Genomic DNA, 26,193 nt, shown 5'->3' with positions numbered 1-26,193 from the left:
TCGCTTTCCGGCGCATGACTTTGGCGGCGCCCGGCTCCGGCGCGCCCGGCATGAGGTCCGGACGCGCCCTGGCTTCGGGGGATGTGCTGCGGGCTGCTTCAGCTCTCCGACGGTTTGACGAGCGTGTCGGCGCCCGTCTCCGGCGTGTGCGGCGGCAGGTTCTTCGCCTTGATGAGCGAGGCGACGATGCTGGCGCCCAGCAGCGTGGCGATGACGCCCAGCGAGACGGCCGGGTGGATCTTCACGAAGTCGATGAGCGCCATCTTCGCGCCCACGAACACCAGCACGCCCGACAGGCCCACCTTCAGGTAGCTGAACTTCTCCACCGCGCCGGCCAGGAGGAAGAACAGCGAGCGCAGGCCCAGGATGGCGAAGATGTTGGACGTGAAGACGATGAACGGATCTCGCGTCACCGCGAAGATGGCGGGGATGGAGTCCAGGGCGAAGAGGATGTCCGACGCCTCCACCAGGATGAGCGCCATCAGCAGCGGCGTGGCCAGCCGGCGGCCGTTCTCCATGGTGAAGAAGTGGTGCCCGTCGAAGCGCGTGGTGGACGGGATGCTCTTGCGCAGCATCCGCATCATCCACCCGTCCTCCGGATGGTCCTCCTTGTTGCGCTGCACGAACAGCTTCAGGCCGGTGATGATGAGGAAGCCGCCGAAGACGTAGATGAGCCAGTGGAAGCGCTCCAGCATGGCCACGCCGGCGAAGATCATGATGGCCCGGAGCACGAGCGCGCTCAGGATGCCCCAGAAGAGCACCCGGTGCTGGTACAGCGCGGGGATGCGCATCGCCGAGAAGATGACGACGAAGACGAAGATGTTGTCGACGGAGAGCGACTTCTCGATGAGGTAGCCGGTGAGGAACTCCAGCCCGGGCTTGCCTCCGAACTTCCACCAGAGCCCCGCGTTGAACAGCAGCGCCAGGCTGATCCACACCGTGCTCCAGCCCAGCGCTTCCTTGAAGCTGACCGTGTGGGCCTTCCGGTGGAAGACGCCGAGGTCCAGGGCGAGCATCGCGATGACGAAGGCAATGAAGCCGCCCCACAGGACGGGACTGCCGACGGTTTGTAGAGGTTCCATAGGTGGGGTTCAGATAAGAGCCACCGTTCTCTTCGACAAATAGGGATTACAGACTCACTCCTTCGGAAAAACCGAAGGATGGCTCCCGCAAGCGCTCCAGGGCTGTCCCGGGAGGGGGCGGCCCGGGGAGGGCCGGAGCGGGCGTCACTGGCTGGGGAAGGGTTGCGGGACGTGGTGGGTTTCGGGCCGTCCGGTTGGAAAAACGACAGTCACCGGGCCGCTGAGACCAGCCAGGCGTCGACGCCCCGAGGCAATCCTGGCCTCGGGGGAGCGGCGCGGCGAGGGCCCGCAGGGCGATAGGCGTCCGCGGCTCCTCCGCCACTCTCGCGGCCCCTCGCAGAAGGACCGCCATTTGATCCGGAACCGTGTTCTCTCATCCCTGTGTGGCGCCTTGTTCCTCCTGTCCGCCTCCGCGTGCGGCGCCGACCCGGGCGCTCCCGGAGCCCAGACGCCCGGCGGCACCGAGTCTCCGTCCGAGCAACCCCAGGTCCCGAGCCCCGACCCCACGCCGGGCAACCCCGCGCCGGAGCCCACGCCCGGGGTGACTCCGACACCTGAGCCGACGCCCGAGCCGACGCCCGAGCCCACCCCGGAGCCGACTCCCGAGCAGCCCTCCGTGGACAAGTTCGGCGTGACGCGGCTGTACCCGTCCAAGGCGGGCGGCGAGTCCTGGGCGCTGGCGGACGACCCCACGTCGGACCCCCGGTTCGACCCGCAGCGCGCCATCACCCGCAACGCGGACGGCTCGTGGAAGATGAAGCACAGCCAGGTGCGCATGGGCGTCACCACCTCCACCGGCTACTCCGCCGCGAAGATTCCGACGTATGACCGGGATGTGCTGGCCAGCCGGGGCTACATGCAGGCGCCCAACGACTGGAAGAACGTCGAGATGACGGGCTTCGTGAAGCTCAACGCCGCGTCGGACGGCTCGGACAACTTCGACTGGTACGCGCGCGGCGGCAAGCACAACAACAACAACTCCGGCTGCGAGGGCAGCAGCTACAAGGGCGGCCTGCACTACGACGGCCGCGCCCGCTGGCAGAAGGAGACGTGGCATGTCTCCTACGACCAGGCGCCGTACAAGCCCGCCACCTCCGCGCTCAAGGGGCGCTGGGTGGGCTTCAAGGCGGTGATGCGCAACACCACCGTCAGCGGCAAGGAGGCCGTGCGGCTGGAGATGTACGTCAACGAGAACGCCGACAAGGTGACGTGGAAGAAGGTCTACGACTGGGTGGACGCTGGGGACTGGGGCGGGGACGCCGGGCACTGCGGCGGCTCCGTGGGCGCCATGCCGATCACCTGGGGTGGCCCCATCGCCACGTTCCGCTGGGACAACGCGGAGGACGTCGACTTCAAGTGGCTGTCCGTCCGTGAAATCCAGCCGTAGTCGCTGAGCCGTCTCCACCGACGACGACACCGGGGCGCGGGAGGTCCTCCTTCCGCGCCCTTCGTGTCTCCCGCCCGGGGCCGTGTCGGGACGCGGACGCGAGCCGGGACTGGAAGGCCCCTGGTCCAGGTGACACCCCGTTCGCAGCCTACTTCACGCCGGCCGTGAGAGCGGGCGGCGACTCGGGTGTGTGCGGCCTCGGCGCGTCGTCGGGCCGCTTCGGTGGGGGGCGGGGACATGCGAATCACTTTCCTGGGCCATGCAGGCTTCGCCGTGGAGTGCGCGGGGAGCGTCGTCGTCATGGACCCGTGGCTGTCCCCGCGCGGGGCGTTCGACTCGGCGTGGATGCAGCTGCCCCGCAACCACCACCTGGCCCCGCGCGTGCGCGAGCTGTTGGAGACGCCCGGCCGCGAGCGCTACCTGTACGTCAGCCACGAGCACAAGGACCACTTCGACCCGGAGTTCCTGGCCAGCCTCCGCACCCGGGACTTCACGGTGGTGATTCCCCGCTTCCAGCGCTCGGAGCTGCAGGACATCTTCGCCCGCTACGGCTGCAAGCGCGTCATCGCCTGCGAGGACGGGCGCGAGGTGCCCATCAAGGGCGGCTACCTCAAGCTCTTCGTGTCCGAGCAGGGCACCAACCGCGACTCCGCCATCATGGTGCGCGGCGACGGCCAGTGCTTCGTCAACCTCAACGACTGCAAGCTGCATGACCGGCTGGCGCGCATCAGCGAGGAGGAGGGGCCCATCGACCTCTTCACCGCCCAGTTCTCCGGCGCCATCTGGCACCCCACCTGCTACGAGTACACGCCGGAGACGTACGCGGCCATCTCGCTGAAGAAGCGCGAGAGCAAGTTCGAGGCGGTGGCGCGCGCGCTGGAGGTGGTGAAGCCGCGGGCCTACCTGGCCTCGGCCGGCCCCGCGTGCTTCCTGGACCCGGCCCTGTTCGCGCTCAACCTGGAGAAGGTGAACATCTTCCCCAACGCCACCACGCTGTTCCGCTTCCTCGAGCAGCGGCTGCCCGGCGCCCACACCCGCTTCCTGGAGCCCATGCCGGGGGACGTGCTGGACGCGGCCTCGCTGGAGTACGTCTCGCTGGACGGCGCGCGGCTGACGGAGGAGGGCTTCGAGTCCTACCTGCGCACCTACGCGGCGGACATGGCGCACCTGTTCCGGGAGCGGCGGCGCAACATGCTGCGCGCGGAGGTGGATGAGATCCACGCCCGGCTGCGCGTGGAGCTGCAGCGCAAGCTGGACCTGTTGGACCTGCACGAGCGGGTGGGGATGCCGCTGTACGTGGAGCTGACGGAGCTGCCCGAGCGCCTCTTGCGCGTGGACTTCAAGGGCCGGCGCGTGGACGAGGTGGCGGAGATTCGCGAGACGACGCGCTACACCATGAAGGTGAGCGCCGCGGACATGGTGCGCGTGCTGGACCGGAAGCTGACGTGGGAGGACTTCCTCTTGTCGTTCCGCCTGCGGCTCAGCCGCTTCCCGGACGTCTACGAGCCCATCCTCCACGGCTTCCTGGGCGTCGAAATCGAGGACATGCGGGCCTTCTGCGAGGGCGTGCGCTCCACCGAGTCCCAGCGCGAGCGCACCGTGGTGACGGTGGGCCACCGGCGCTTCTCCGTGCAGCGCTTCTGTCCGCATCAGGGCGCGGACCTGTCCGAGGGGTGGGTGGAGGAGGGCAGGTACCTGGTCTGCCCGCGCCACCGCTGGCAGTTCGACCTGGAGGACGGAGGCCGGTGCGCCATGAACGGCTCCACCCTCTGCGCCGAGTCCGTGTCGGAGAAGCCCGCCACGCCCGCACCGGCCGAGGAGCCGCTCGCGCTCTGAAATCCTCGTGTGTCGACGCCATGGCACACCGGGCCATGCGGGAACCCCGTATGTGTTTCGCACCCTCCTGTGACATTCCAGGCTACATGGGTGGGTCGAGAGCCTTTGATTTGTAGCGCGGGGTGTCACACGTGTGGTCGCCGTCGCCTCGGGTCTTTCGTGACGTGTCTGTGTTTGATGAACATTGGTGCTGGGATTGAAACATCCGGCGCTGCCGTGTCAATGTCAGATGAATCACATACCATGCGAGGAGGTGACGCCCTCGGGGTGTCGCCTTTCTTCAACGGGGAGGTATGTGATGTCTCTGTCGGCAATGGTCAGCAAGCGGTGGATGTGGCTGTGTGGCGCGCTGAGCGGCACGATGCTGCTGGGCGCGGCCTGTGGTGCGCCCGAGGGTGAGGCGGAGGCTCCCGCGGCGGTGGAGCACGTACAGCCGCTGGTGACGTGTACGCCCGCCAGCTCCGGCACCACCATCTGTGGCGTCGTCACCAACGCGGCCGGAGCCCCGCTCGCCGGGGCGAGGGTGAGCGTCGGCAGCGCCGCGGGGACGTCGGCCTCGGACGGCTCGTTCTCGGTGACGGCGGCGGTGCCCATGGGCACGCCGGTGACCATCGATGTTCCGGGCTACATGCCCTACGTGGGCGCCGTCACACGCAACGTGCTCGGGGCGCGCTTCGTGTTGCACTCGCTGCACCGGCAGACGTTCAGCGCGTCGGGCACCGTCGTGGTGACGGACCCGCGCAACGGCGCCTCCATCCAGGTGAACCTGTCCGCGCTGCGCGGCCCCTCGGGTGAGCAGGTGCAGGGCCCGTTCACGGTGGGCGTGCGTCACATCGACACGGGCCTGTTGTCGATGCCGGGCACCGACGGCGCCGTCAACCTGTCGGGCCAGCAGGTGTTCCTGGAGTCGCGCGGCGCCATCTACACGGAGGTCCGCGACGGCAGGGGGCAGCTGCTCAAGCTGGCCCCGGGCGCCACCGCGCGTGTCTTCATCCCGCTGACGAATGACCTGGCCCCCACGGCCCCGGCGAACATCGCCTTCTGGTCCATGCCCGTGGGCTCCAACCAGTGGCGGCAGCAGCCCACCAGCGGCACCCGCACGAGCAACCCCGTGCAGTGCAACAACCGCGAGACGGTGAGCTGCAACGCGGATGACTGCGCGCGCATCTCCAACAGCGGCTTCACGGCCAACACCAATGAGGTCGGCTTCATCAACGCCGACATCGAGAAGACCAACCCCGCCTGTCTGCGCATCGACGTGAACGCGGCCTCACTGCCGCCGGGCACCACGCTGCCCATCTGCCTGGAGCTGGAGATTCCGCTCCCCACCGGTGGCAGCCAGACGCGCAACATCTGCGTGGGCGCGGGCACGGACGTCCTCTACAACCTGCCGGCCAACGCCAACATCGTCGTGCGCCAGGCCCAGGGCTACGGCTGCCCGCCGCCTCCTGGGGGCAGCGTGGTGGTGAACACCGGCGCGCCCTGGGGCGGCACCGGCGTGCCCTCGACGCCCGGCCAGTGCAACGGCGTGCTGACGCTGCCGCCGCTGCCGTGAAGTCCCTGACACCCTGAAGTCCAAGGGCCCCGGTGCGTCCAGCGCGCCGGGGCCTTCTTCGTGGGAGGACGGGGACGCGCCTTGGTCGTGCAGGCGACAGCCATCCGGGACCGGCAGGCGATTACGAGCCCCGGCCCGAGCGGACACCATCGGCCACCCCCATGAGAGTCATTCCCAGAGGCCGCGCTTTCGACCGGCGATTCCGAGTGGCTGTCCTTGGCGCGGGAGTCGGCGGCGTCGTGTCCGCGGCCGAGTGCCAGCGGGCGGGGCACGAGGTGGAGCGGGACTCTCGCCGCGAAGCGGCCCGCTGGCTCGCGCCTGCTGAGCGGCCGCGGGCCGTCTGGTTTCACATCGTCGTTGGAGGAGTTCCACATGAGGGAAGTCGCGCACACCACCCCGCTGCATTCGGAGCCCCGGGGGCCCGCCGAGCTCGTCCGCAGCTTCCTGCCCATCCTCTATGGTTGTGATGAGCACCGTCCCCGCGCCGCCGCGTCGAGGCACTATCACCCGGACACCACGTTCCATGACCCACTCGTCACGGTGCAGGGGCTGGAGCGCGCCCGGCGGCTCGTGTATGTCAACAGGACCTTCCTCTCGGATTGTCGCATGGCCTTCGGCGACGTCACCGAGTCGCGGCGTCCGGATGGCTCCCATGTCGTGATGGCCGAGGTGAAGACCTCGCTCGTCTTCAAGCACTTCCTCGCCCTGCGGCCCTGGCAGGCGCTGGTGGGGGATACCTTCACGTACCACGCCGTGCACAAGGTCGTGCTCGACCAGGACCTGAAGGTCACCGAGCACGAGGAGATCTGCAGCGTCCGCTCCGTGCTCGACTCCTCGCCTCTGGGGCGGGTGTTGTATGGCCTGGTCCGGAAGCTCAACCACGCGTGCACGTCCGACTTCGGCTACACGCTGAACCAGTACATCGCCGGGGACCGGAGCGTGCGGACCATCTTCTGACGCCCCAGGGCCCGCGCGGATGTCAGGGATTGAACGGCGTCCGCGGCCCCGCGATATGAGGAGGGCCCCTGTTCGTTCGAGGGATTCCGGGTCGGCCTTCCTCCGTGCACGTCCATCCCGCTCGCGCCGGCCCCATCCCCGGGGGCAGACATGGTGAAGTGGACGTGGGTCGTCGTCGCAATGGTGTGGTGGCTCGCTGGCGCGGGCGGGTGCGACAGCCCGGACCGTGAGGTCATCGAGGTGCCGGTGGATCTGTCTCCCGGCACGCCGCTGCCGGACCCGGGAGACCTGGGGCCACCGCCGGCCGTGAGCTGCGCGCTCCGGGTCTCCGTCAGCACCCCGGATGACTGCGGCAAGCTGGAGTCCTACGACCTGACGGGCTGTGATCTGGAGAGCCTGAAGGGCGTGGACACCTCGGGCCCCTTCAACGCGCGCTTCCACGACACCTCGACGGGGCCGGGGCGCGCCACCGATCAGCTGCTGGGCCGGTACTACTTCCTCGAACCGGAGGCGGCCCACCCGATGTTCCTGGTGTCGACCGCCAATATTCCCGGCCGTCCCTACAGCGTGACGGCGGAGCTGGGGTGCCGGGCGGTGGGGACGGACCGCGTGCTGGGCTGTGACGTCTACTGCGAGGCGGGGAAGCCGCCCCGGGTGCTCAGCTTCGAGAGCGTCCGGACCCGCCGCCGGCCCGGGGAAGCAGAGTCCTCGGGCGGGCTGCGACTCATCGGCGAGGCCTCCACGGGGGCGAACACGGGCATGGGGGTGGATGTCTACGTCACCAAGGGGCACGCCTACGTGGTGAACATCGAGGCGGGCTTCCCGGGCGAGGGAGGGCTGTTCGTCTTCAACCTCGCGGACCGCACCGCGCCGCGTCTGGTGGCGTCCATCACGCACCCCGATGATGCCTATTGGAACGGGGTCTGGGCGAAGGACGACGCGCTCTATGTCGCCAGCGCGGCCCGGGGCGTCCTGGTGTTCGACATCTCCGACCCCGCGTCCCCCCGGCTCCTCCAGGACCTGTCGGGCGGTATGCGGCGCAGCACCCATACCCTCTTCGTGAATGGCAATCGGCTGTATGCCATGGACAACGGGGACGTCCTCATCTTCGACGTCACCCACGCGCGCGAGCCCGTGTTGCTGGGCAGCTACCGGGACGAGAGCTCCCGGATGCCGGGGCGCAACTCCTATCCCCACGACGCCACCTCCCTGAACCACCTGCTCTTCGTCAACCATTGGGGCGCGGGTCTGCTCATCCTCGACGCGCGCGACCCCGCGAACGTGAAGAAGCTGGGCGCGTACGAGTATCCCAACGCGATGAGCCACTACTCGCGCGTGGCGTACTTCCAGAACAACCTCATCGCGTTCGAGGGCGGCGAGGGGTGGGGCGCCCACCTGCGGGTGCTCAACCTGAACGACCCGGCGAACCCCACCCTCATCGGCGAGTACAAGCTGTCGCCGGAGGTCTCCATCCACAACATGGAGCTCGTCGGCAACCGGCTCTATCTGGCGCACTTCCAGCAGGGCGTGCGCGTCCTGGATGTCACCGTTCCGAGCCGTCCCCGGGAGATCGCCTATCACCACACCTGGCGGGAGCACGACCCCGTGTTCCTCAACGTCTCCTCCTGGGAGGGCGCCGTCGGCATCCGCGTCCCAGGGGACGGCTATGTCTACGTGGTCGACTCGCAGCGAGGCCTGCTCGTCTTCCCGGAGCTGTGAGCCCGCCAGGGGCCCGGGTGTCCCCCGCACCGGGCCTCTGGTAGCCTGGATGGCAATGCAGTCCAGGAGGGGGAACTCCGATGAAGGCGCTGATGATTCCGCTCGTGACGTCGTGTGTCGTGGTGGGCGGCTGTCGCGAGAACAAGGTCGAGGGTGACACATCGGGTCCTGGGGCACCCGAAGTCGAGAAGCGACTCGAGGTGCCACCCAACGGCAAGGTCGTCATGCACCGGGTGTTCGACGACAAGTTCATGGAGATGGCGGCGATGCCGCTGCCGGACAACTGGATCGTCAACAACGGCAAGGCGGTCATCAGCGGACCGGGCAACGTGAATGTCTACATGGTCCCCACGAAGACGTTCATGTTCTCGGGCGACCCGATGATGCAGCAGGTGGCGGCGCGCAGCGGCCAGCCGATGCGGCGCTTCGAGTCCATCGACCAGGTCATCCAGCAGGACCTGGTTCCCATTGCACGCAAGGAGGGCGCGAAGCTGGTGAAGCAATACGACGCGCCGGACATCGCCGCGTCCGACAAGGGCTTCTCGGACCTGCTCTACAAGGTCGCCCCCATGCGCCAGCTCTTCCTGGCGAAGGTGACGGAGTGGACCGACAAGCGCGGTGAGCCGTACATGATGGTCGTCCACCTGAGCGCCACGGACCTGGGCAACATGGTGTCCTGGAACTACTACACGCACGCGCTCGACGCGCCCAAGGAGCGCTACGAGGAGAGCAAGAAGGTCGTCCTCCAGGCGCTCGCGGGCACGCGCTACAATCCGCAGTACGTCCAGGCCTACAACCAGGGCGAGATGGCCCGGGAGCGCGCGAGCTGGGCGGCGCACCACCAGCGCATGCAGGCCAACAAGGCCGCCTTCGAGGCGCAGCAGCGTGCCTTCCACGAGAAGAACGACGCCATCAACAGGTCCATCGCGGAGACCTACGCCAGCCGCGACGCCGCGTCGGACCGCATGCACCACCGCTTCGTGAACTACATCAAGGACGAGGAGACGGTGCGCAACACCGCCACCGGCACGCGCCACCAAGTCCAGACGGGCGCCAATCAGTACTGGATGAACGGCAACGGCCAATACGTCCCGTCGAACGACCCCAACTACGACCCGAACCGCGACCCCCACCTCAACCACCAGCAGTGGGACGAGGCGGAAGTGGAGGACTGAGCCGCCCCTTCCACCGTGCAGCCGGTTGCACAGCTTCGCCCGTCCGGCGTGCCGTCCCCTGCACGGTGGTGCCCCTGCTTCACGCGCGGACGCCCTGACACCCTGGTGGGCATCCGGAGTGCATGACATCCTGGGCTGACTTCCAGGAAAGGGGATGTGATGGCCTTGGAGCTGGCGGTAATCCTCGGTTGTGCGATTGCCGTGTCCTTCATCCTGGGGATTGTCTTCGCGCTCCCCAGGACCCACTCGAAGAAGACGCGTCGGCTCGGAGCCGGGCTGCTGATCGCGGGCGGGGTGTTGTCGGCTGGCGGGATGGCGTGGCTCGTCTGGAGCGTCGTCGACTTCTTCTCCAACACCAACTTCTCCAAGGGGCGGGTGCTGCGCCTGCGCGGGCGTGCCCGCGTGGCTCGCCGGGCGCTGGGGGCGGGCTGGGCGGATGACGCCGTGCCGGAGGTCTCGGGGCTCACGACGTGGCAGCGGACGGTGCTCGGGGAGGCGTGGATGACCTCGGCGCGGATGGAGCATGCGTCGGTGCCAGCCTTCGCGAAGCTGTCGCTCCGGCTCTCCGCGATGGGGGCGCCGTCGGCGCTGCTGGAGGACTGCCACCTGGCGGCGCTGGACGAGGTCCGCCACGCACGCAGGTGTTTCGCGCTCGCCCGGGCCTTCTCGGGAGTGGACTGGACGGCGGGGCCCATTCCGGAGCTGGAGCAGGAGGGCGTGAAGCCCATGGCGACGGGCTCCGAGGAGGCCTGGGCGCGGCTGGCGCGCGGCTCGTTGCTGGACGGGTGCCTCGCGGAGGGCGTGGCCTCCCTGGTGGCCGCGGAGGGCGCGCGGCGTGCCGCGGACCCCGTGGTGCGCGAGACGCTGTCGGTCATCGCCGAGGACGAGGCGCGGCACGCCGAGCTGGGCTGGGAAGTCCTCGACTTCGCGCTGGAGCGAGGCGCCGGGAGCGCGGAGGCCGGCCTGCGGCGGGCCCTGTCGGAGCTGGACGCGCGGAGCACGCCTTCGCTCCCGCCCATCCCGGGCGTGGACGAGGACTTCCTGGCGCGGCACGGCCTGCTATCCCAGGCGGAGCTGGGGCACTGGACCCGCGAGTGCATCCAGCGGACGCGCGCCCGGGCGCTGGCACTGCTCGAGCCGGGCCTCGCGCCTCGGGCGGATGACGGAGGAGGCGGGGCCCCGCTCAAATCGCCTGCCACGGTATGACGGTCTTCAGGTAGCCCTGACGGTTCGAGCGCAGCCCGGAGCGGTTGTAGTCGGTGACGCCCGCGACGTGGAAGAAGAAGTCCCAGGTGTTCACGGCGGTGCGGATGCCGAAGACCAGGCACATCGTCTCATGGAGCGCGACGTTCGTGCGGCCCTGTCCCTGCTTGTAGTTGCGGTAGGCCAGCGTCACCGGGGATTCGACCTTCGCGCCCGCGATGGGGTCCCAGACCCTGGCCAGGTAGTCGTCCTTGCGCATCTGGTGGGTGATGACCTCGTTGGGGCCCTGCGCCGCCGCCATCAACCCGTCCATGTAGGCCTCGGCCAGGTCCGGCCGATTGTGGTCGGTCGACATGCCAATCTTGTTGGCGTTCGCGTGATGAACCCGGACCTGGTTCGTGACGGTGTCCTGCGTCACATAGAAATGACAGCCGTTGAACGGGCCCGACATCATCAGGGGCGGCCCCACGTTGGAGAGGTCCATCGAGACGATGCAGGAGTCCTCCCAGCTCAAGTACTGGCAGGCCAGCGCCCCTCCTGGATTGACTTGATAGGCGTGGAGCTCGTTGGCTGGCGCGTTGCTGAAGAAGGCCTGTTTCCCCGCCGTGATGTCCAGGTAGATGTCGATGTTGTTCTGTTCGATGACGGCGTTGTTGGGCGCCCCGACGACGCCCCCGACGACCATCGCCGCGACGTCGGTCGCGAGCAGGTGCACGAACGGGGCGTTCCCGGCCAGGGGCTTGGTGCGGTTGTACCAGCCGGGCGCGGGCCGGTGGGTGTGGTGGAGGAACAGCGGCTTCTTCTGGAGGAGGTTCAGCCGCGTGCCGTTGTTGTTGAACTGTCCGATGAGGGTCATGTGTGGCTCCTGGCGTGACTGGCTTCAGAGCCAGGTGAACTTCAACTTCTTCGAACTGCCCACGTTCTCGAACATGGCCCAGAGGTCCTTGGGGTCCCTGCGCGCGAGCCCCACGCAGTTCGCCTGGTGGCGCTCCTCGGCCGAGTCATTCCAGCACGCGCGCGGGACTTCATACATCCCGTGGATGCCGTAGTGGTTGACGAGCCTCGCCTTGACGGTGGTCGCGAAGGCGGCGTCGTCGATGTGCACGTCCAGCTCACCGTCGTAGTCCATGGCCCGGCAGTCGAAGTTCGCGCTCCCCAGCACCACGTGCTGGCTGTCGATGATCATCAGCTTGGTGTGCAGGTAGACGGTCTCCGGTGCCTGGTTGATGCCCCCGTAGCGGTAGGGGAAGTAGACCTGGATCTTGGGCGCCACGTCGTCGTGCTTGGGCTGGGCCTTGCTCTTCTGGCCCGTCCCCTTGTGGATGAACCTCAGGACGGCGTCGAGCCGCACCTCCGTCCTCGCCTGGGTCTTCTTGTGCGTCAGCCGCAGGCGGTAGTCCTGCTGGGGCCAGTCATGCAGGTTGATGGAGGGCTCGTACACCTCCCAGACGTAGTCGTCCTTGGAGTACGTCTTCGTCCCCTGGGTTCGCGGGTCGACGTGCGTCGTGATCTCGCCGTCGATGACCTCCACGGCCAGGCAGTTCTCGTCCAGGTAGCCGCTCTCGATGGCCATCATCGCGTACGTGATGCGCGTCAGGTACGTGACGCCCTTGTCGGAGTCATGGAGGGGATCCGGGATGACCAGCACCACCTTGAGCTGCTTGGCGCCCATCTGCTTGATGCGCGTGCGCACCGCCTTCACCAGCTCCGGATTGAAGAACTGGAAGTTCTCGATGTAGATGTATTTGTTCGCGTGTGAGATGAGCTCCACCAGCTTGTCTCGGATGTGTGTCTGGTTCGAGAACGACTCGCTGTTGGTGGTCAGCGCGGTGATGGTGAGGTTGCCGCCCTGGATGACCTGGTCATTCGCGGTGGCCTGGAGGGTGGAGCGGGCGGCGGCGGGGTGCGGCTTGCCGAACAGGCTGAGCGTGGGGAGCTGCTTCCTCCAGCGGCGCAGCCACTCCGACTCGATGTCGAGCGTGACGGGGCCCTGGAGCAGCACGCCGGTGTCGTGGCAGGAGTGTCCGTAGGGCCGGGAGTGCGCGATGTTGTCCCAGTACTCGTGCTCGATGTTGAAGCCGCCCACGAGCACCTTCAGCGTGCCGGCGATGGAGAAGATGGCGATCTTCTGGTGGAGCGAGTAGCCCACGCCGGCGCCGCTGTGCTTCTCCAGGTACACCTGGATGCGCTGGTTGTGGTTGTGCAGCAGGGCCTGGGTGGCCTTGTTCTTGGCCAGCGTCTGCAGGGAGAAGTGGTCCGACATCTTCGCGAGCTCGAGCCCCTTGACGGTGAGGTCGTCGGGTTGCCAGAGGCAGATGTCGATGGGGTGGCCCGCGTCCGCGACCTCCTTGAGGACCTCTCCGAAGTTCCGGTTCGCGTGGCGGTCGAGCAGGGTGTCGTGCTGGAGGCACCACCAGCCCAGGCGCACATAGGTCTTCGCGTGGGGCTGCGCGTCCCGCACCTCGTAGAGGCAGTCGCGGAACATGTCGAAGTACTCTTCGCCGTCCATCAGGAACACGGCCGTGTTGTTCTGGGTCGGGGGCATGGACCTTCCTCGAGGGGGACCTCGAGACCGAGCCCTGACGAGGACATGGCCGCGGAGAACGGCGGGTGACAGGTCGGCGCTTCCGGGGGGGCTTTCCCGGAGACCTCTCGCGGAGGGACTTCGTCAGGGATGAGTCACGAGGCGGGCTCCCACTGAGCAAGGCACGTACCAGTGGGAGCCCGCGGGCTTCTGGAGCGAGGAGGACCCTGGTGGAGGCCCGCTGCTTGCCCCCGGGACGCAGGCGCGTTGCACGGGGACGCAGGGCGGGTATCAGGGGACGGTCGAGGTCGCACAGGGCCACCAGGCGGGCGGCGTGGCGCGGTCATCCCAGGTTCCGTCCCAGTCATCACGCAGCGTGTAGACCTCCGTGTTCGCGGAGACGCAATAGCGCTCCGGATGCCTGTTCACGTAGAGGGCCGGCTCCTGGATGTTGAAGCTGAAGTTCCTGCAATACGTCTCGCTGCCCGACGGAGGCGGCGTCGCGGTGGCGGCGCGCACCTGTGTGCGCAGGGCGCTCGTGTTGTGCTCGCAGACGTACCCGCGGAATCTCCCGTCCAGTTCGATGAAGAGGTCCATCTTCACGCGGCCGCTGTCGACGTCGCAGCCGTCGAAGTAGGTCTGACCCGGTGGCAGCGCCGGGTCTTCCTTGTATCGATACGAGACCAGGGAGTAGCCCTGCGGCGGCTCGGGGCACTGCGGGAACATGGCGTTGTAGAAGGGGTGGAGCGCGCCCTCGCGATACACCACGTAGTGGTAGACGAGCGCGTCGAGGGTGTAGCCCTCCTGGTGTCCGATGACCTCGTCCGGACTGCTCGTCGCGGTCCGGCTCACGGGGTCCAGCCTGCCGTTGCCATTGCCGTCGACGTAGGCCAGCACGTAGGCGAGCCCGAACTTCGCGCCTTCGTCTCCGTTGAGGAGGCCCGGTTCGGGCAGCTTGCGCACGGGCATGTCGAAGGTGTTGGGGAAGCGGCCCTTCACCTTCACGTCCACGCCTTGCCGCGAGTAGGCGGAGGACGGGCTGAGGCGCAGGCACTTGTTGTAGTCCTTCAGGGTGGTGATGGTCTTCATGCATTCGGCCGTGGCCTCGGGCCAGTGCTCCCAATGGAGGGCGACGCGCAGCTTCTCGCGGCGCGCGTCGTCGAGTGACTCGGCCGAGACCAGCGTGCCCTCCACGCTGAACAAGGCGTCGTCCTCGCCCTCTTCTCCGAGGAGGCCGCCGCAGCCCATCGATGCGCCGGCCAGCAGTCCCAGGCACAACACTCCGTGTCGCCATCGTCTCGTCATGCTTCGCTCCCGTGGTGGGTTCATCCCGGAAGACGCGACACGGGTGTGGCGTGGGACATGTCGAAGCGACGAGAGGTCAGGGCTGCTCCCGGCGCAGCTCACGCACCACGTGGCGCAGGGATGGGAGTGGCTCGAGGGTGGGAGGGAAGCGGGTGGTCCGGGCCGCCTGCTCCAGCCACCGCCGCACGGCTGTCGGTGAGGGGGCCTCGGGGGCGGATGCCGTCAGCACGAAGACGAGCGCCTCGCGCTCCGGGCCCGCATCCAGCTCCAGGCTCCCGGGGAGCGCCATCCGTCCAGGCTCCAGCCGGAGCGCGCCGCCGGTCTCCGCGAAGCCATGCAGCGGAGTGACCTGGCCCCGGCTGTCGACGGCGAGCACGTACAGCGCGCCGCCCACCGGGTCCTCGACCTCCAGACGCACGCGGTCTCCGGGGCGCAGCGCCGCATCCAGGGCCTGCTCGAAGACGGCGTCGCCGCGTTTGACGCGCAGGCGCGTGGTCAGTCCTCCGCGCACGCGGATCCGCTCCTCGACGTCCGGCGCGGGGCGCAGGAGCGGCAGGCCCAGGGCGAGCAGGGCACAGAGCGCGAGCGCTGGCTGGGCCCAGCGCAGCGGCCCTGCCCAGGGGTGGACGGGGGCGGGCTTGAGCTCATGCAGGCGTGCCGCGATGACGGTGAAGGGGCGCCGCCGCACGAAGGTGCTCTGGGCGGCGCGACGCTCCTCCAGGTGGGCCGCGAGCAGGGGCATCTCGCGCGCGGCCTCCTCCATGGACCGGGCCTCCTCGGGTGTCACTTCACCGCAGAGGTAGCGTTCAATCAGGAGATCCGGGACGCCCGGGAAGCGGGGCAGGGGTGAGGGGCTCATGCGGAGGCGGGTCCTTTCCACGAGACGGCGCTCTCAGAGACCTCGAGGAGGCGCCGGGCGGTCTCGAAGAAGGTCTGGAGCTTTCGTTGCACGGTCTTGCGTGAGACGTCGAGCAGGGTGGCGATCTGCTCCTGTTCCAGCTCATCGAGGAACCGGTGCGCGACGATGCGCTGGACGTCCTCGGGACAGTGGGCGAGCACGTGTCTCAGGAGGTCCGCGTCAGTGACGAACCGCTCCATCGAGGTGTCCAGCTCGTCGTCCACGAGGGCGCGCAGGGTGATGGCGGAGGTGCGCTCGGTGCGACGACGGCGCAGCAGCGAGAAGCACTGGCGGTCCGCCACGGTGAGCAGCCACGAGAGCGCGGAGGTGGCCTCGCGCACCTGTTTCAGGTGGACGTGGACCCGCAGGAAGACCTCCTGTGTCACGTCCCAGGCTTGCGCGTCGTCCCCGAGCAATCGCTGGCAGCGCCGGTACACGGCCTCGCCATAGCGGTGGTAGTAGCCTTCGGTCCGTTCGACGTCCTCGTCCTTCGGTTGCACGTACGACCTCACGTGGCCCCCGGCCAGTGTCGCCGAGCCGCGCGGTGGATGGGATGGGGTTCCTCGGTGCGAGCCACATGGTCATCACGGCGTGGGGCATCTTTCCGGGACAGGCTTCACCTCTTGACGCGCGGGGCTGTTGTTGTTCCCGCGATGTCTTTGGGGATGGGGCTTGTCTGTGTGGCGGAGGTCTGCTGGGGTGTCTGTCTTATGTCGACCCTGCAAGAGCGGATCGCCGCGTTCTATGACTTCCTCTGGCCATTCCTGGAGGAGGAGGGGACGCGGTATGTGTATCTGGACGCGTCGCCCGGTGGACGGCCGATGTCGGAGCTCCTCGATGCGATTCCCTCGCGGCGGGGCGTGGGGAAGGGCTCGCGCGTGGTGGACGTCGGGTGTGGCAAGGGGCGTCAGGTGGTGGCGCTGGCGCGACGGCTGGAGGGGCACGTCGTCGGGGTGGACCCGTTGGAGCAGAACCTGTCGCTCGCGGCGGAGCGGGCCCGACGGGAAGGGGTGGAGGGGCGGGTGAGCTTCGCGCGGGGCGGAATCGAGCGGCTGCCGCTGGAGACGTCTTCGGTCGACTTCGTCTGGTGTCTGGACATGCTCAACCACGCCGAGGACCTGGAGGGCGCAATGAAGGAGTGCGCGCGTGTCCTTCGCCCGGGGGGGGCGATGATGAATTGCAGCGCGCTGGCCACGGAGCTGCTGGAGCCTCGCGAGGCGGAGCGCGTCACCTGGCGGTTGGGGTTGAACCCCGCGACGCTGTCACGTGAGCGGATGTCGGCGGCCTGCGCTGCCGCCGGGCTGCGTATCGTGGAGTTCGGCACGACGACGGACGAGGGCTCGCCGTACCTGGAGGAACTCGACGAGGGGATGGCTCGCCACGCGCTCCGGCTGGCGAAGGTGCGGCGGGCGCGCAAGCAGATGGAGTCCCGGCTGGGGGCCGACGCGCTCGATGTGCTGTGTGCCTATGACGAGTGGAACATCTTCCTGTTGCTCGGGAAGGTGACCTATGGCGTCTGGGTGCTGGAGCGTGCCGGGTGAGTGTCCCAGGAGTTGATGGAGGGGATGTGGAGGTTACTCCTCTGTACGTGTCCATTCCTCGGCGATCGTGGCCAGTTCATTGTGACGTGCCGGATTCCTGAGTGCTTGGCTCGCCCGACTCCAATCGATGCCTCGGACAATGATAGGGCTCTGTCGCCCCTGTCGGCCGTGTTTAAAGGCATAGACGACATCATCTGCGGACGTGGCATTCGCCCGTGGGTAGAGGACGATGACCGGCACTGGCATGGTCGCCGCGTCCGACGGTGCATGCGCCACTGCGTAGACAGACATCTGGTAGAGGCTGTTGCGGTCGAGATAGTCGTCCTTGAAGTCCTTGTACTTGGTGTCGAGCACCGCGACGACCTGACCCTCGCGCTCGAGGAGAATGTCGGGGCGCGGTTCCCGGTTCCTCGCTGAGAAACCGCGTGGCGCGCGTACTACCTCATACAGCCCTTCGATAGGCTTCTGGCGAGAAACACTCGCACTCTTCAGGTGCTCCCGAAGGAATCGCTCAACGAATCGCTCGAAGAGCGAGGCCATATCCCACAAGAAACCAGGCAGGCGCTCCTGACCAGGTGTCAGAATCTCTAATGTGTCCGACATGCCTCTCCCTTCATGCAACAGAGTGATCAGTCGCAGGATGGGGGCATAGTCCGCTGTCAACCGAGTCAACTCGCGACTCATCTGGCGCAAGGTTGCGGTATCCAGCATCAGAGAGCCGCATAGCTCACTCCACGAACGTTCTAGCTTGGCTAGCTCCGCCTTCAGTCCTGGTGAGTAGGCTGCCTGTGCTGCGAGTTTCAGGCCCGCACGCACCATGCGGTTCTCTGGAATGTCGGTGGACAGGATGTGGTGGATGCAGGGCAGGGATGCGCGCGTTAGCGGCATGGCCTTTTCCGTGCAGGTGATATCGATACGCCCCCTAAGTTGGGACAGCCATTCTTCCTGGCGGGCATAGCCTCGTCGCGGACCTCGCCGCGACAGGCGCTTCGTTTTCTCGAGTAGTGCGAGCGCGATGAGGTCCGCGAAGGATGCCTCCGGAAGCAACAGATCCACGGGGGGTGGGCGGTCCAGCCTGTCAATGCCAAGACCGTACTCCAGGATGTACCAGAGGTCCGCATGCGCAAGCCGGGGTTGCACCGTCACGTGCAATGGTCCGAGCCTGACTACACCCACATGCCGTTGTGCCTTGATAGACACGCCTTGGCGGCCGTCCTCGACTCGCAGCGCATTACCTTCCCTCAGTCTCCTTGCGTCGCGTTCGAGATCTGGGTGGGTGGTCCAGAGATTGTGGAGCACGGGATGGTCTGACGCATGGGCCGTCTCCCATTCCCGCAGTACAAGCCTTGGCGTCGTCGCCATCCGTTACTCCTCTCCTCCTTCTTCTGGAAGGGTGGGTTCCACAGCATCTGCCTCGACGAGGGACGGATCCCACTCTCTCAGTGCGGTGCGCAAGTGGTCTTCGCTTCCCATGGCGAAGAGTTCGTTGCGGACCTCTCCAGAACTGGCATCCAAGAGCTTGTTTCCGAGGATCTCCAGGAGGGCCTTGGGCTCGTCGTAGCAATACTCCTGGAGGAGTGGGACGACCTCGTGGCGCATCACCCGGCGGAAGTCAGCGAAGTCATTCAGGGGGCTCCCGTCGCGCTGGAAGAACGAGTGGCCTACCTGGAGATTGCGTGCTCCATGCGGGAGGGCTTTCACCAGGCGCTGGTTGAGCGTGTTGAGTAACCGTTTCAGCACCACGCCCCCGGCCTGAGCATCCTTCAGTACCGACGGATCTGGCAGAAGCTCGATGAAGCCGAATCGGCGGCGCAGCGCGCTGTCCAGCAAGGCGATGGATCGGTCGGACGTGTTCATCGTGGCGATGATTCGTACGTTGCGTGGGACCGAGAAAGGCTTTCGTGAGTATGGAAGCTGAACGTGAACTCGGCCCCGTTTGTCCAACTCGAGAAGCGTGAGAAGTTCGCCGAAGATGCGTGCTGCGTCTCCTCGGTTGAACTCATCGATGAGCAAGAAGTGCAGATGGTCGGGGTGTTGCTGTGCCTGCTCGCAAATGGACCGAAACAGCCCCTCGCGAGGGGCAAAGCCGAGCATCCCGCCTTCACTTGTCTGAGGGCGAATGCCCTCGACGAATTCCTCGTAGCCATATGCTGGGTGGAACGTGCAGGCCCAGAAGCGCTGGTCGCCAGGGGCCTTCGTGCCTCGTAGACCCTCGCGTTCGAATTCCGAGAGGTCCTGCCAGCTTCGGTCAAAGGTGCTGCGTGAGGACAACTCCTCAGCAGCTCGGAGTGCATGCCACGTCTTCCCAGTACCCGGTGGGCCATAGAGGATGACCTGTCCTTTGCGCAGGAGTTCCTCGTGGATGGCAGAGAGCATGCCCTCCAGCGGCGCGGGCTTGAGGCCTCGCACCCCTGAATCGTGCTTTAGAGTTGGACGTTTCCGGACGTGTTCGACGCCCGCGAGTAGCAGGTCGATGGCATTGTCGAGCGGGTAGACGGTCGTCTGGAGCCCAGTCCTGTCCGGCGCATCGAATGGTTCACGAGACAGCCACTCCACGTTTCGGCGATGGGGAAACACCGTGCCTGGCTCGAATCGGTAGGGGCCCGTCACGCGCCCCACTCCGACAATCCGTTGACCGTCGGCGGCAAAAATTCTGTCGCCCTCCTGAATATGTGCGAAGAACCGCCAGAGTTGTGTCGCGTCCCTACCACGCTGTTGTGGGATGATCTCGGGGTAGTGCTTCTCAAGGGCATCGCGAATAGCCTCCTTCGCGTCTGCTCCTTGGAGCCCTTCGACTATTTGGTAGAGATCGCCCAACTCGGACCAGTATCCAATGGCGATGTATGAGCCGTCAGCCATCCCTGGCCATTGACTCGCTCCTCCACTGCCTAGGGTCGTACCAAGCCGCCAGAATCGGCAGGGAGGGCCGTTCACGGTGTTGAGTAGTTGGGTGAAGAGAGACATGGGCACTGAATGCAGGCGTTGGAATTCATGCCATGCCTGCACGAAGGTCCCTGCGCGCGTATAGAGTCCGCTTTCGGGAGGTCTTACGCCCATCTGCAGAAGATGGTGTCGCTGGTAGTCGAACGAGTGGTAGTCGTCGAGTCGATCAGGAAACTGAAGGAATAGGAATTTATGGAGGAACGCCAGCCAATAGAGTTCTGGCGCTGCTTTTGCCACTCTATGCTGCAAGTGGGCATATGCAGATGGATCAGGTTGCTGTGGGAGGCTCGCGACGACGTCCCTGGCTGCCAGAAGTTGATCTCGCTGTCTCTCGGCGATTTGCACGGCCTCATCAAGGGCAAGCTTCCTCTGGCCACCTGCCTCGCCGCTATGTACATACCATTCGCCGTCTTCTGCCCGCTGATAGATGCCGAACTTCAGCGCCGACCCACCTCGAATGCTGCCGAAGAGCCGTGCCTTGAAGTCGTCCTCATCGCGGAACTCTAGCCAGTACGCCATGCAGTCGCGACTCTCGCGCCCGTGGAGTTCCTCCAGGAGCTCGGTTCCTTGAAGCTGGCGTAATCGGGTAGGTGGAAACCGCTCCTGAAAGTGGCGGATCATCTCCTCCGCGTTGATGTACTCGCGGGCATCAATCCTGGAGTACGACTGCTCCAGGAGTGCCAAGTAGTCGTTTCGGAGGACGGGCATTCCCGCACGACACACTACCGATGGATGTGGATCAAGCCCCACGCGCATGGGTCTTCGGCGCCATGCTCGGGTGGGGTTTTCTCTACTCTGGGTCCAATGCCCAGGTGCCTTCCTCCCAGCGTTTCAGGACCTCGGACGCGGAGAAGGAAGCGAGCCCCTCGCTCTGCGCCGCTTCCTTCAGCACCGTCGTGGCTTCCTCCGTCCTATGGCGCAGGAGGAACGCCGCCGCCTTGACGCGGACGTCCATGCGAGGATGCGTGAACAGCACGGAGAGGGCGTCCCTCCCAGGGGTGCCATGAGCGCAAAGCTTGTCGAACGTCGCGTTCACCTTCTTGGCGTGCTTGTTGGCAGCCTGCGAGTCTCCTCGCCCGATGGAGTCCGTCTGTGCTGCGGTGTGCTGGGCAAAGGCCTCTACGAGTTTTTCGAGACTCACTTCTGAACTCCCCATGTTCCCTGCCGGAGCTTCTCGATGGCCCGCAGCCCGAACTGGCGCTGGGCCTCAAAGGACTGCGTGCTCAACCACCGTCGCACCGTCAATGTTCTCGAGCCGGTGATTTCCTGTTGAATCGACGAGTAGAACCCGCTCACACGTGAGTGCAGTCCTTCCTCCAAGCGGACGACATTCTCGGTGTTGTGGATGGAGCGAGGGCCGAATCGCTCAACATTGCCGGGAGTCTGCTCGACGACGTGGTGCCACTGCTGTCCTGGGCCCGCTTTGCCCAATGCCCGCTTGAGACCGCTGAACGAGCCCCAGGACTTGAAGGTGGCGGAGCTGCCTCCCGTCGCGGCTTCTCCGCCTGCCTGTCGGGCCGCCATGGCGACCGCGGAAGCGGGAAGGGAGAGGGTGACGATACTCCCGTTGACCGCGACCGCATGCACCTGCCCGGCGTTCGCCAGGTGGATGCCCACCCTGGAGGCTCCTACCATCGTGGCGTCGGTGATGTGAGGCAACATCGACAGGCGTGAGGCAAGCCATGATGCGCCACTCGCCATGCCCTGACTCACCACCACGGTGACCGCGAGGACGAAGACGCGTGCCACCTCAGGACCGATCCGATCGGCGAAGCGCTGGCCGGCCTCCTCCAGTTCCACCCATGTCGTGGCCTGGTCGGTGGCTCTCTTCAGCTCACGAGACGCGTCCACCACCTCGAGGAAGGTCTCGACTCCCAGGTAGATGAGCAGGACCGCCGAGATGATCGCCGCCGCTTTGGTGAACAGCGGCTCAGGGTTGACCGCGAGGACGACCCAGGTGACGAGGCCCGTGGCGATGACCGTGTAGAAGAGCTGGGGCGCAAGGGTCTCCTCCACGGCCCTGGCAATGCTCTGCTTGAGCGGGGCGAGCGAAAGGCCGAGAGCGACCCCGAGTCTGTCCGACTCGCTCAACCTCATCCAGTCATCGAGCAGGGAGAGGCAGCGGCCCTTGTTCTGGCCCGGCGCACAAAAGCCCCCGTAGCTCTTGCGCATCAGGAGCTGCCAGCGACTGTCCGCGGTGTCCCCAGTATGCGAGGCGTGCATCAGCCAACCTTGCCGTGGGGAACGAATCGTCAGTGGCGCCTCCAGCACCAAGTGCCCCAGTGCTTTCTCGAATGCGCTCGCGCTCACCCTGATGGACGTGGTGGATGCGGGCCTGTACTCCAGAGGGGAGCCCGTTCCCGTGTCGAGGCGCACGACATTCGGAGTGGCGCACGAGGTGAGGAGGATGAGGAGCAGGCTCACGACGCCCAGACGCGTACCCATGTGATGCTTTCGGTTCGAGGTCGACCCCAGGTTACGAGAAGGCCACCTCGGAGACGATGAGGTTCTGGGCCCGAAGTACGGTAGTGCTGGAGCGGCGGCCCTGGCCGCGTGGATGATGCCGCCGTCTCGAAAAGGGGAGTCATTCCATGTCGCGGCTGCGGGTCAACTCGTTCTCGATTTCAATCGATGGTTACGGCGCCGGTCCCAGCCAGGACCTGGCCAATCCGCTGGGCGTGGGCGGCCCCGCGCTGCACAACTGGATCTTCGGCACGAAGACCTTCCAGAAACTCCACGGAGACTTCGCCGCCGACCTGATTGGCGACGCCGCGGGCCGAGATGGCCCCGATGACGACTTCGCCGCGCGCGGCTTCGAGAACATCGGTGCGTGGATCCTCGGGCGCAACATGTTCGCGCCCAGCCGTGGCCCCTGGACCGATGATGGCTGGAAGGGCTGGTGGGGTGAGACGCCGCCGTACCACGTGCCCGTCTTCGTGCTCACCCACCACGCGCGCCCGCCCCTGGAGATGCAGGGCGGGACCACGTTCCACTTCGTGACGGACGGCATCCACGCCGCCCTGGCGCGCGCGAAGGAGGCCGCTCAGGGCAAGGACGTGCGGCTGGGCGGCGGCGTCGCCACCATCCGCGAGTACCTCTCCGCGGGACTCATCGACGAACTCCACCTGGCCATCTCCCCCGTGCTCCTCGGCCGGGGAGAACACCTGCTCGGCGGCATCGACACGGTGGGCCTCGGCTACCAGTGCTCCGAGCACGTCGCCACGGCCCATGCGACGCACGGGGTCCTGACGAAGTCGAAGTAACGCGACGGCCCCTACTGGGAGACCTCGTACCGCAGGTGTCCCAGGTCCGTTCGCTGCCCGGGATGGATGACGAAGGCATGCCGCTTGGGGTCCTGCTCCAGGCTCAACGCGTGGTCGCCCGGCGGAAGCCCCGCGATGATGAAGCGTCCGTCCCCGGTGATGCGCTTGAGCGGGCGGTCGTCGTCATCCCAGACACGAATGGAGGGCCACTGTGCGAAGTAGGGTTCGGCCGGCGGGTCGAGGCTGCCCACGACGGCGCCCGTGTCCTCCAGGCGGATGTCGGCGACGATGCGCTCGCCCTCCCTGCCCTCCACCGTCACGCTTCCGGAGCGACCATCGTCGAGCCACGCATGGACGGTCCGATGTCCGGCGGCGGGCTTCACCGCGAAGCCGGAGCCCTCGAACCGGACGTGATGGTAGGTCGGAGTCGTGTTCCCGCAGCGGAGCCAGTACGTCGGCGGCTGCGCGACCGCGATGCGCGCTCCCTGCGCCGGCGTGCCGTCGGGCAAGAGGACGTGTCCGGCGAATTCGAAGTACCGGGGCGTGGGCGCATGCGGTGGGCCGATGACGTGGAATGAACTCGGGTCGTAGGGAACCTGCACGACCGCGGGCTCTTCGGGTTTCAGCGCCACCTCCTTCCCGCCGTGGAAGTCGCGCCACCCGTGGTAGCCCGTGACGGCGACGGTGTGGTTCCCTGCCTCGACCAGGCCTGTCCATGTGCCGTCGTCCTGTCGTCGCAGGGGAACGCCCACCGACACGGCATCGATGGCGTCGTCAGCGGCCGGCTGGAAGTGGCGCCACCTGGCGCTGCGGCTGCGCCGGGGCTTCACCGTCACCGGGGTGAAGCCCGCGAGCTGGATGTCCAGCGACGCCCACGCCTCGGCCTGGACCTCCGCCTCACGCGGATGGGCCTGCGCCTCGGCCGTGAATGGATGGATTCGCACCGTGCCTGGAGTGACGCCGTCCAGGATGTAGCGGCCATTCACATCCGTCACCGCCTGGGTGGGCATCTGCCGGGGGTGGGATGGAACGCTGAGCGCCATCAGCCTCACGCCCACCGCGGGCGTGCCATCCAGGTTGCGCACCTGTCCGCTGAGCGTCGCCCCTGGAGGCAAGGCCAGCACCGTGGAGATGCTCCCGCCCGCGACGAGCCCGAGGTCGTGCTCACAGGCCTCGCCGTGTCCGACACCTCGGGCGCACAGATGGACCACACCCGTCGGCGCCTCGGAGAAGAGCGCGATGCCCTGGGCGTTGGTGACGGCCGTCTCCATTGGTTTTGAGACGTCGACGGGGTCTCTCAGCAGCGCCACCGTGGCTCCAGGGAGTGGGCGCTGATCCTTCGCGGAGACCACCCGGACCTGCGCCTTTCCCCTGCCGTCCAGGGAGGGAGGAAGGCGGGGTGGGGACTCTCTGGGGACGGCGGGCTTTACCGGCTCGGGGAGCGGCGCCGGGGTGGGGGTGGACACGGGCGGAGGCGAGGCGCGGGTCAACTCCTGTCGCACCAACGCCGCCGCGCAGAGCGAGACCGCCAGCCCGGTGACGGCAATCCATCCACCTCGTCCTCGCATGACGCGGACCTCCGAGCGCTTCGTGGGCGCGACGGTCCACGGTACCACCGCCCTGAGCGAGGCAGACAGGCGCCCCTGAATATTTCCAGGGAGAGCGCGTCTTCAGCGCACTCACTGGCCACGCGTCCCCCCGGCCACATCCCCCGGAGCTGACATGTCTTCGCGCGCCTTCGTCGCGTCCCTGGTCGCGTTCTCCCTCACCGGCTGCGCCGGCATGGTCGTCACCACGACCAAGACGGGGCTCGATGGAAAGACGGTCGTCACTAAGTAGGTCGCCAAATGTTCCTGAGCGAATCCGAGGCGGAGCGGGAACGGGCAAGGTCCCTGCATTTGTCTCGGAACTTGTGGCGACCTACTTAGCTCGGACCCCGCGGAGCAGGCGCGCATCGACGCCGAGGCGCGTGAGAACGAGGACTACGCCAAGGCCATCGCCGCCGCGCCCCGCCGCGCGCCCCAGGACGTCATCGAGGTCGCCGTGTTCGAGACCTCCGTCTCCGAGGAGCTCTCCCAGTCGGTGGACCGCAAGAAGCTGGAGGCCATGCTCCTGGGCGAGCTGTCCCATGACTCGCGGCTGCGCATCGTCCCCGTGAAGGGCCTGCCCTCGACGAGCCTGCGCCCGGGGGCCTCCGCCGAGGAGCGCATCGACGCGGCCCGTGGGAAGGGAATCTCCCCGGACGTGTGGGTCTTCCCGGCGGTCTTCCTCTCCGACGCGGTGGGCACGAGCGGCGGCAAGCTCGTCTCCATGAAGGCCTTCACCGTGCGCGGCGAGGTCATCTCCGCATACGGCACCGGTACGTCGCAGGCCGAGGACAAGGGCACCCTCTTCCAGAACGAACAGGTCGTGAAGAACACGGCGGCGAAGACCCGCTCCGTGGTCCTCGACCAGCTCGGGCCCAACCTGCCTTCACGCGAGGCCGTGGCCGGGCTGCAGAAGGCGCGGATGCAGAAGAAGGTGGCCACCATCGAGGAGCAGGCCGGCATCCTCCCCGAGGACGACGCACAGACGCGCCTGCGCAAGATCCTCGAGGCGGCCAAGAACGGCCCCAAGCCCGCGCCGCAGGCGGCCGCCCAGGAATAGGCAGACAGGTGTACCTCCCACACAAGGACTGACGCGGGCGGCTTCGGACAAGAGGGGACTTGGGACGCAGCCTGCTTCCGCGCGGAGCGGAGGCGCTGCCATGGGGGCCGGAGTGGGGTAGGGTGTCGCCCCTTCTCGCACCTCGGGATTCCTCGACCG

General features: G+C 67.0%; 21 protein-coding genes. 10 read left to right on the top strand and 11 right to left on the bottom strand.

Annotated elements, in window-relative coordinates; genetic code table 11:
- Nucleotides 1-98: 98 nt before the first annotated feature.
- Nucleotides 99-1,082, bottom strand: a complete 984-nt coding sequence (locus AC6JA9_RS23785) for a TerC family protein (protein ID WP_223747372.1) — start codon at nt 1,080-1,082, stop codon at nt 99-101.
- A gap of 352 nt (nt 1,083-1,434) precedes the next feature.
- Here AC6JA9_RS23785 and AC6JA9_RS23780 point away from each other — a divergent pair, with 352 nt between their 5' ends.
- The 7 genes from AC6JA9_RS23780 to AC6JA9_RS23750 all read left to right on the top strand — a co-directional run bounded on the left by AC6JA9_RS23780 (nt 1,435) and on the right by AC6JA9_RS23750 (nt 10,917).
- The gene (locus AC6JA9_RS23780) at nt 1,435-2,469 is read left to right on the top strand and encodes a carbohydrate-binding protein (protein WP_223747373.1); all 1,035 of its coding nucleotides are present in this window, start codon (nt 1,435-1,437) and stop codon (nt 2,467-2,469) included.
- Nucleotides 2,470-2,706: 237 nt separating this feature from the next.
- Nucleotides 2,707-4,305, top strand: a complete 1,599-nt coding sequence (locus AC6JA9_RS23775) for a Rieske 2Fe-2S domain-containing protein (RefSeq protein WP_267700733.1) — start codon at nt 2,707-2,709, stop codon at nt 4,303-4,305.
- A gap of 298 nt (nt 4,306-4,603) precedes the next feature.
- Nucleotides 4,604-5,860, top strand: coding sequence for a carboxypeptidase-like regulatory domain-containing protein (locus tag AC6JA9_RS23770; protein WP_223747375.1), 1,257 nt, complete (start codon nt 4,604-4,606; stop codon nt 5,858-5,860).
- A 372-nt stretch (nt 5,861-6,232) separates the two neighbouring features.
- On the top strand, nt 6,233-6,817 hold the full coding sequence (locus AC6JA9_RS23765) for a hypothetical protein (protein ID WP_223747376.1): 585 nt from the start codon (nt 6,233-6,235) through the stop codon (nt 6,815-6,817).
- Between the two features lie 150 nt (nt 6,818-6,967).
- Nucleotides 6,968-8,536 carry an LVIVD repeat-containing protein gene (locus tag AC6JA9_RS23760; protein WP_497957879.1) on the top strand — a complete coding sequence of 523 codons (1,569 nt, stop codon included), beginning with the start codon at nt 6,968-6,970 and terminating at the stop codon, nt 8,534-8,536.
- An 80-nt stretch (nt 8,537-8,616) separates the two neighbouring features.
- The gene (locus tag AC6JA9_RS23755) at nt 8,617-9,711 is read left to right on the top strand and encodes a hypothetical protein (protein ID WP_223783676.1); all 1,095 of its coding nucleotides are present in this window, start codon (nt 8,617-8,619) and stop codon (nt 9,709-9,711) included.
- Between the two features lie 159 nt (nt 9,712-9,870).
- The gene (locus AC6JA9_RS23750; RefSeq protein WP_223747379.1) at nt 9,871-10,917 is read left to right on the top strand and encodes a ferritin family protein; all 1,047 of its coding nucleotides are present in this window, start codon (nt 9,871-9,873) and stop codon (nt 10,915-10,917) included.
- Here AC6JA9_RS23750 and AC6JA9_RS23745 read toward each other — a convergent pair.
- The 5 genes from AC6JA9_RS23745 to AC6JA9_RS23725 form a co-directional block, all read right to left on the bottom strand.
- On the bottom strand, nt 10,895-11,770 hold the full coding sequence (locus AC6JA9_RS23745; RefSeq protein ID WP_223747380.1) for a hypothetical protein: 876 nt from the start codon (nt 11,768-11,770) through the stop codon (nt 10,895-10,897). The genes AC6JA9_RS23750 and AC6JA9_RS23745 overlap by 23 nt on opposite strands.
- A gap of 24 nt (nt 11,771-11,794) precedes the next feature.
- Nucleotides 11,795-13,459: a phospholipase D-like domain-containing protein gene (locus tag AC6JA9_RS23740; RefSeq protein ID WP_223747381.1), complete on the bottom strand. Its 1,665-nt coding sequence runs from the start codon at nt 13,457-13,459 to the stop codon at nt 11,795-11,797.
- Nucleotides 13,460-13,729: 270 nt separating this feature from the next.
- On the bottom strand, nt 13,730-14,743 hold the full coding sequence (locus tag AC6JA9_RS23735; RefSeq protein ID WP_223747382.1) for a hypothetical protein: 1,014 nt from the start codon (nt 14,741-14,743) through the stop codon (nt 13,730-13,732).
- 76 nt (nt 14,744-14,819) lie between these two features.
- Nucleotides 14,820-15,602 carry a hypothetical protein gene (locus AC6JA9_RS23730; protein ID WP_497957878.1) on the bottom strand — a complete coding sequence of 261 codons (783 nt, stop codon included), beginning with the start codon at nt 15,600-15,602 and terminating at the stop codon, nt 14,820-14,822.
- A complete protein-coding gene (locus AC6JA9_RS23725) occupies nt 15,599-16,141 on the bottom strand; it encodes an RNA polymerase sigma factor (RefSeq protein WP_223783673.1) in 543 nt (180 codons plus the stop codon). Before AC6JA9_RS23725 ends, AC6JA9_RS23730 begins: the two co-directional genes overlap by 4 nt.
- A 210-nt stretch (nt 16,142-16,351) precedes the next feature.
- Here AC6JA9_RS23725 and AC6JA9_RS23720 point away from each other — a divergent pair, with 210 nt between their 5' ends.
- Nucleotides 16,352-17,182 carry a class I SAM-dependent methyltransferase gene (locus AC6JA9_RS23720; protein ID WP_497957877.1) on the top strand — a complete coding sequence of 277 codons (831 nt, stop codon included), beginning with the start codon at nt 16,352-16,354 and terminating at the stop codon, nt 17,180-17,182.
- Nucleotides 17,183-17,215: 33 nt separating this feature from the next.
- Here AC6JA9_RS23720 and AC6JA9_RS23715 read toward each other — a convergent pair whose 3' ends face one another.
- From AC6JA9_RS23715 to sitA5, 4 genes are all read right to left on the bottom strand, one after another.
- Complete coding sequence (locus tag AC6JA9_RS23715; RefSeq protein ID WP_408890214.1) at nt 17,216-18,544, bottom strand: McrC family protein; 1,329 nt, start codon at nt 18,542-18,544, stop codon at nt 17,216-17,218.
- Nucleotides 18,545-18,547: 3 nt separating this feature from the next.
- Nucleotides 18,548-20,833: an McrB family protein gene (locus AC6JA9_RS23710; protein ID WP_408890215.1), complete on the bottom strand. Its 2,286-nt coding sequence runs from the start codon at nt 20,831-20,833 to the stop codon at nt 18,548-18,550.
- Between the two features lie 82 nt (nt 20,834-20,915).
- Nucleotides 20,916-21,266, bottom strand: a complete 351-nt coding sequence (locus AC6JA9_RS23705; protein ID WP_408890216.1) for a DUF2019 domain-containing protein — start codon at nt 21,264-21,266, stop codon at nt 20,916-20,918.
- Nucleotides 21,263-22,570, bottom strand: a complete 1,308-nt coding sequence (gene sitA5, locus AC6JA9_RS23700) for a SitA5 family polymorphic toxin (RefSeq protein WP_408890217.1) — start codon at nt 22,568-22,570, stop codon at nt 21,263-21,265. The genes AC6JA9_RS23705 and sitA5 overlap by 4 nt, the downstream gene beginning before the upstream one ends.
- Nucleotides 22,571-22,716: 146 nt before the next feature.
- On the opposite strand from sitA5, the gene AC6JA9_RS23695 reads away from it, so the two are divergent.
- Nucleotides 22,717-23,388 (top strand): dihydrofolate reductase family protein, encoded by a 672-nt coding sequence (locus AC6JA9_RS23695; protein WP_408890218.1) that lies wholly within the window; start codon nt 22,717-22,719, stop codon nt 23,386-23,388.
- 11 nt (nt 23,389-23,399) lie between these two features.
- Here the strand turns inward: AC6JA9_RS23695 and AC6JA9_RS23690 are convergent, their stop codons facing one another.
- Nucleotides 23,400-24,659, bottom strand: a complete 1,260-nt coding sequence (locus AC6JA9_RS23690) for a carboxypeptidase-like regulatory domain-containing protein (protein ID WP_408890219.1) — start codon at nt 24,657-24,659, stop codon at nt 23,400-23,402.
- A gap of 772 nt (nt 24,660-25,431) precedes the next feature.
- Here AC6JA9_RS23690 and AC6JA9_RS23685 point away from each other — a divergent pair.
- Nucleotides 25,432-26,034: a hypothetical protein gene (locus AC6JA9_RS23685; protein WP_223783670.1), complete on the top strand. Its 603-nt coding sequence runs from the start codon at nt 25,432-25,434 to the stop codon at nt 26,032-26,034.
- Nucleotides 26,035-26,193 lie beyond the last annotated feature (159 nt).

The sequence above is a fragment of the Myxococcus sp. MH1 genome (assembly GCF_059738865.1).
This window is presented reverse-complemented; position numbering and strand designations above follow the sequence as displayed.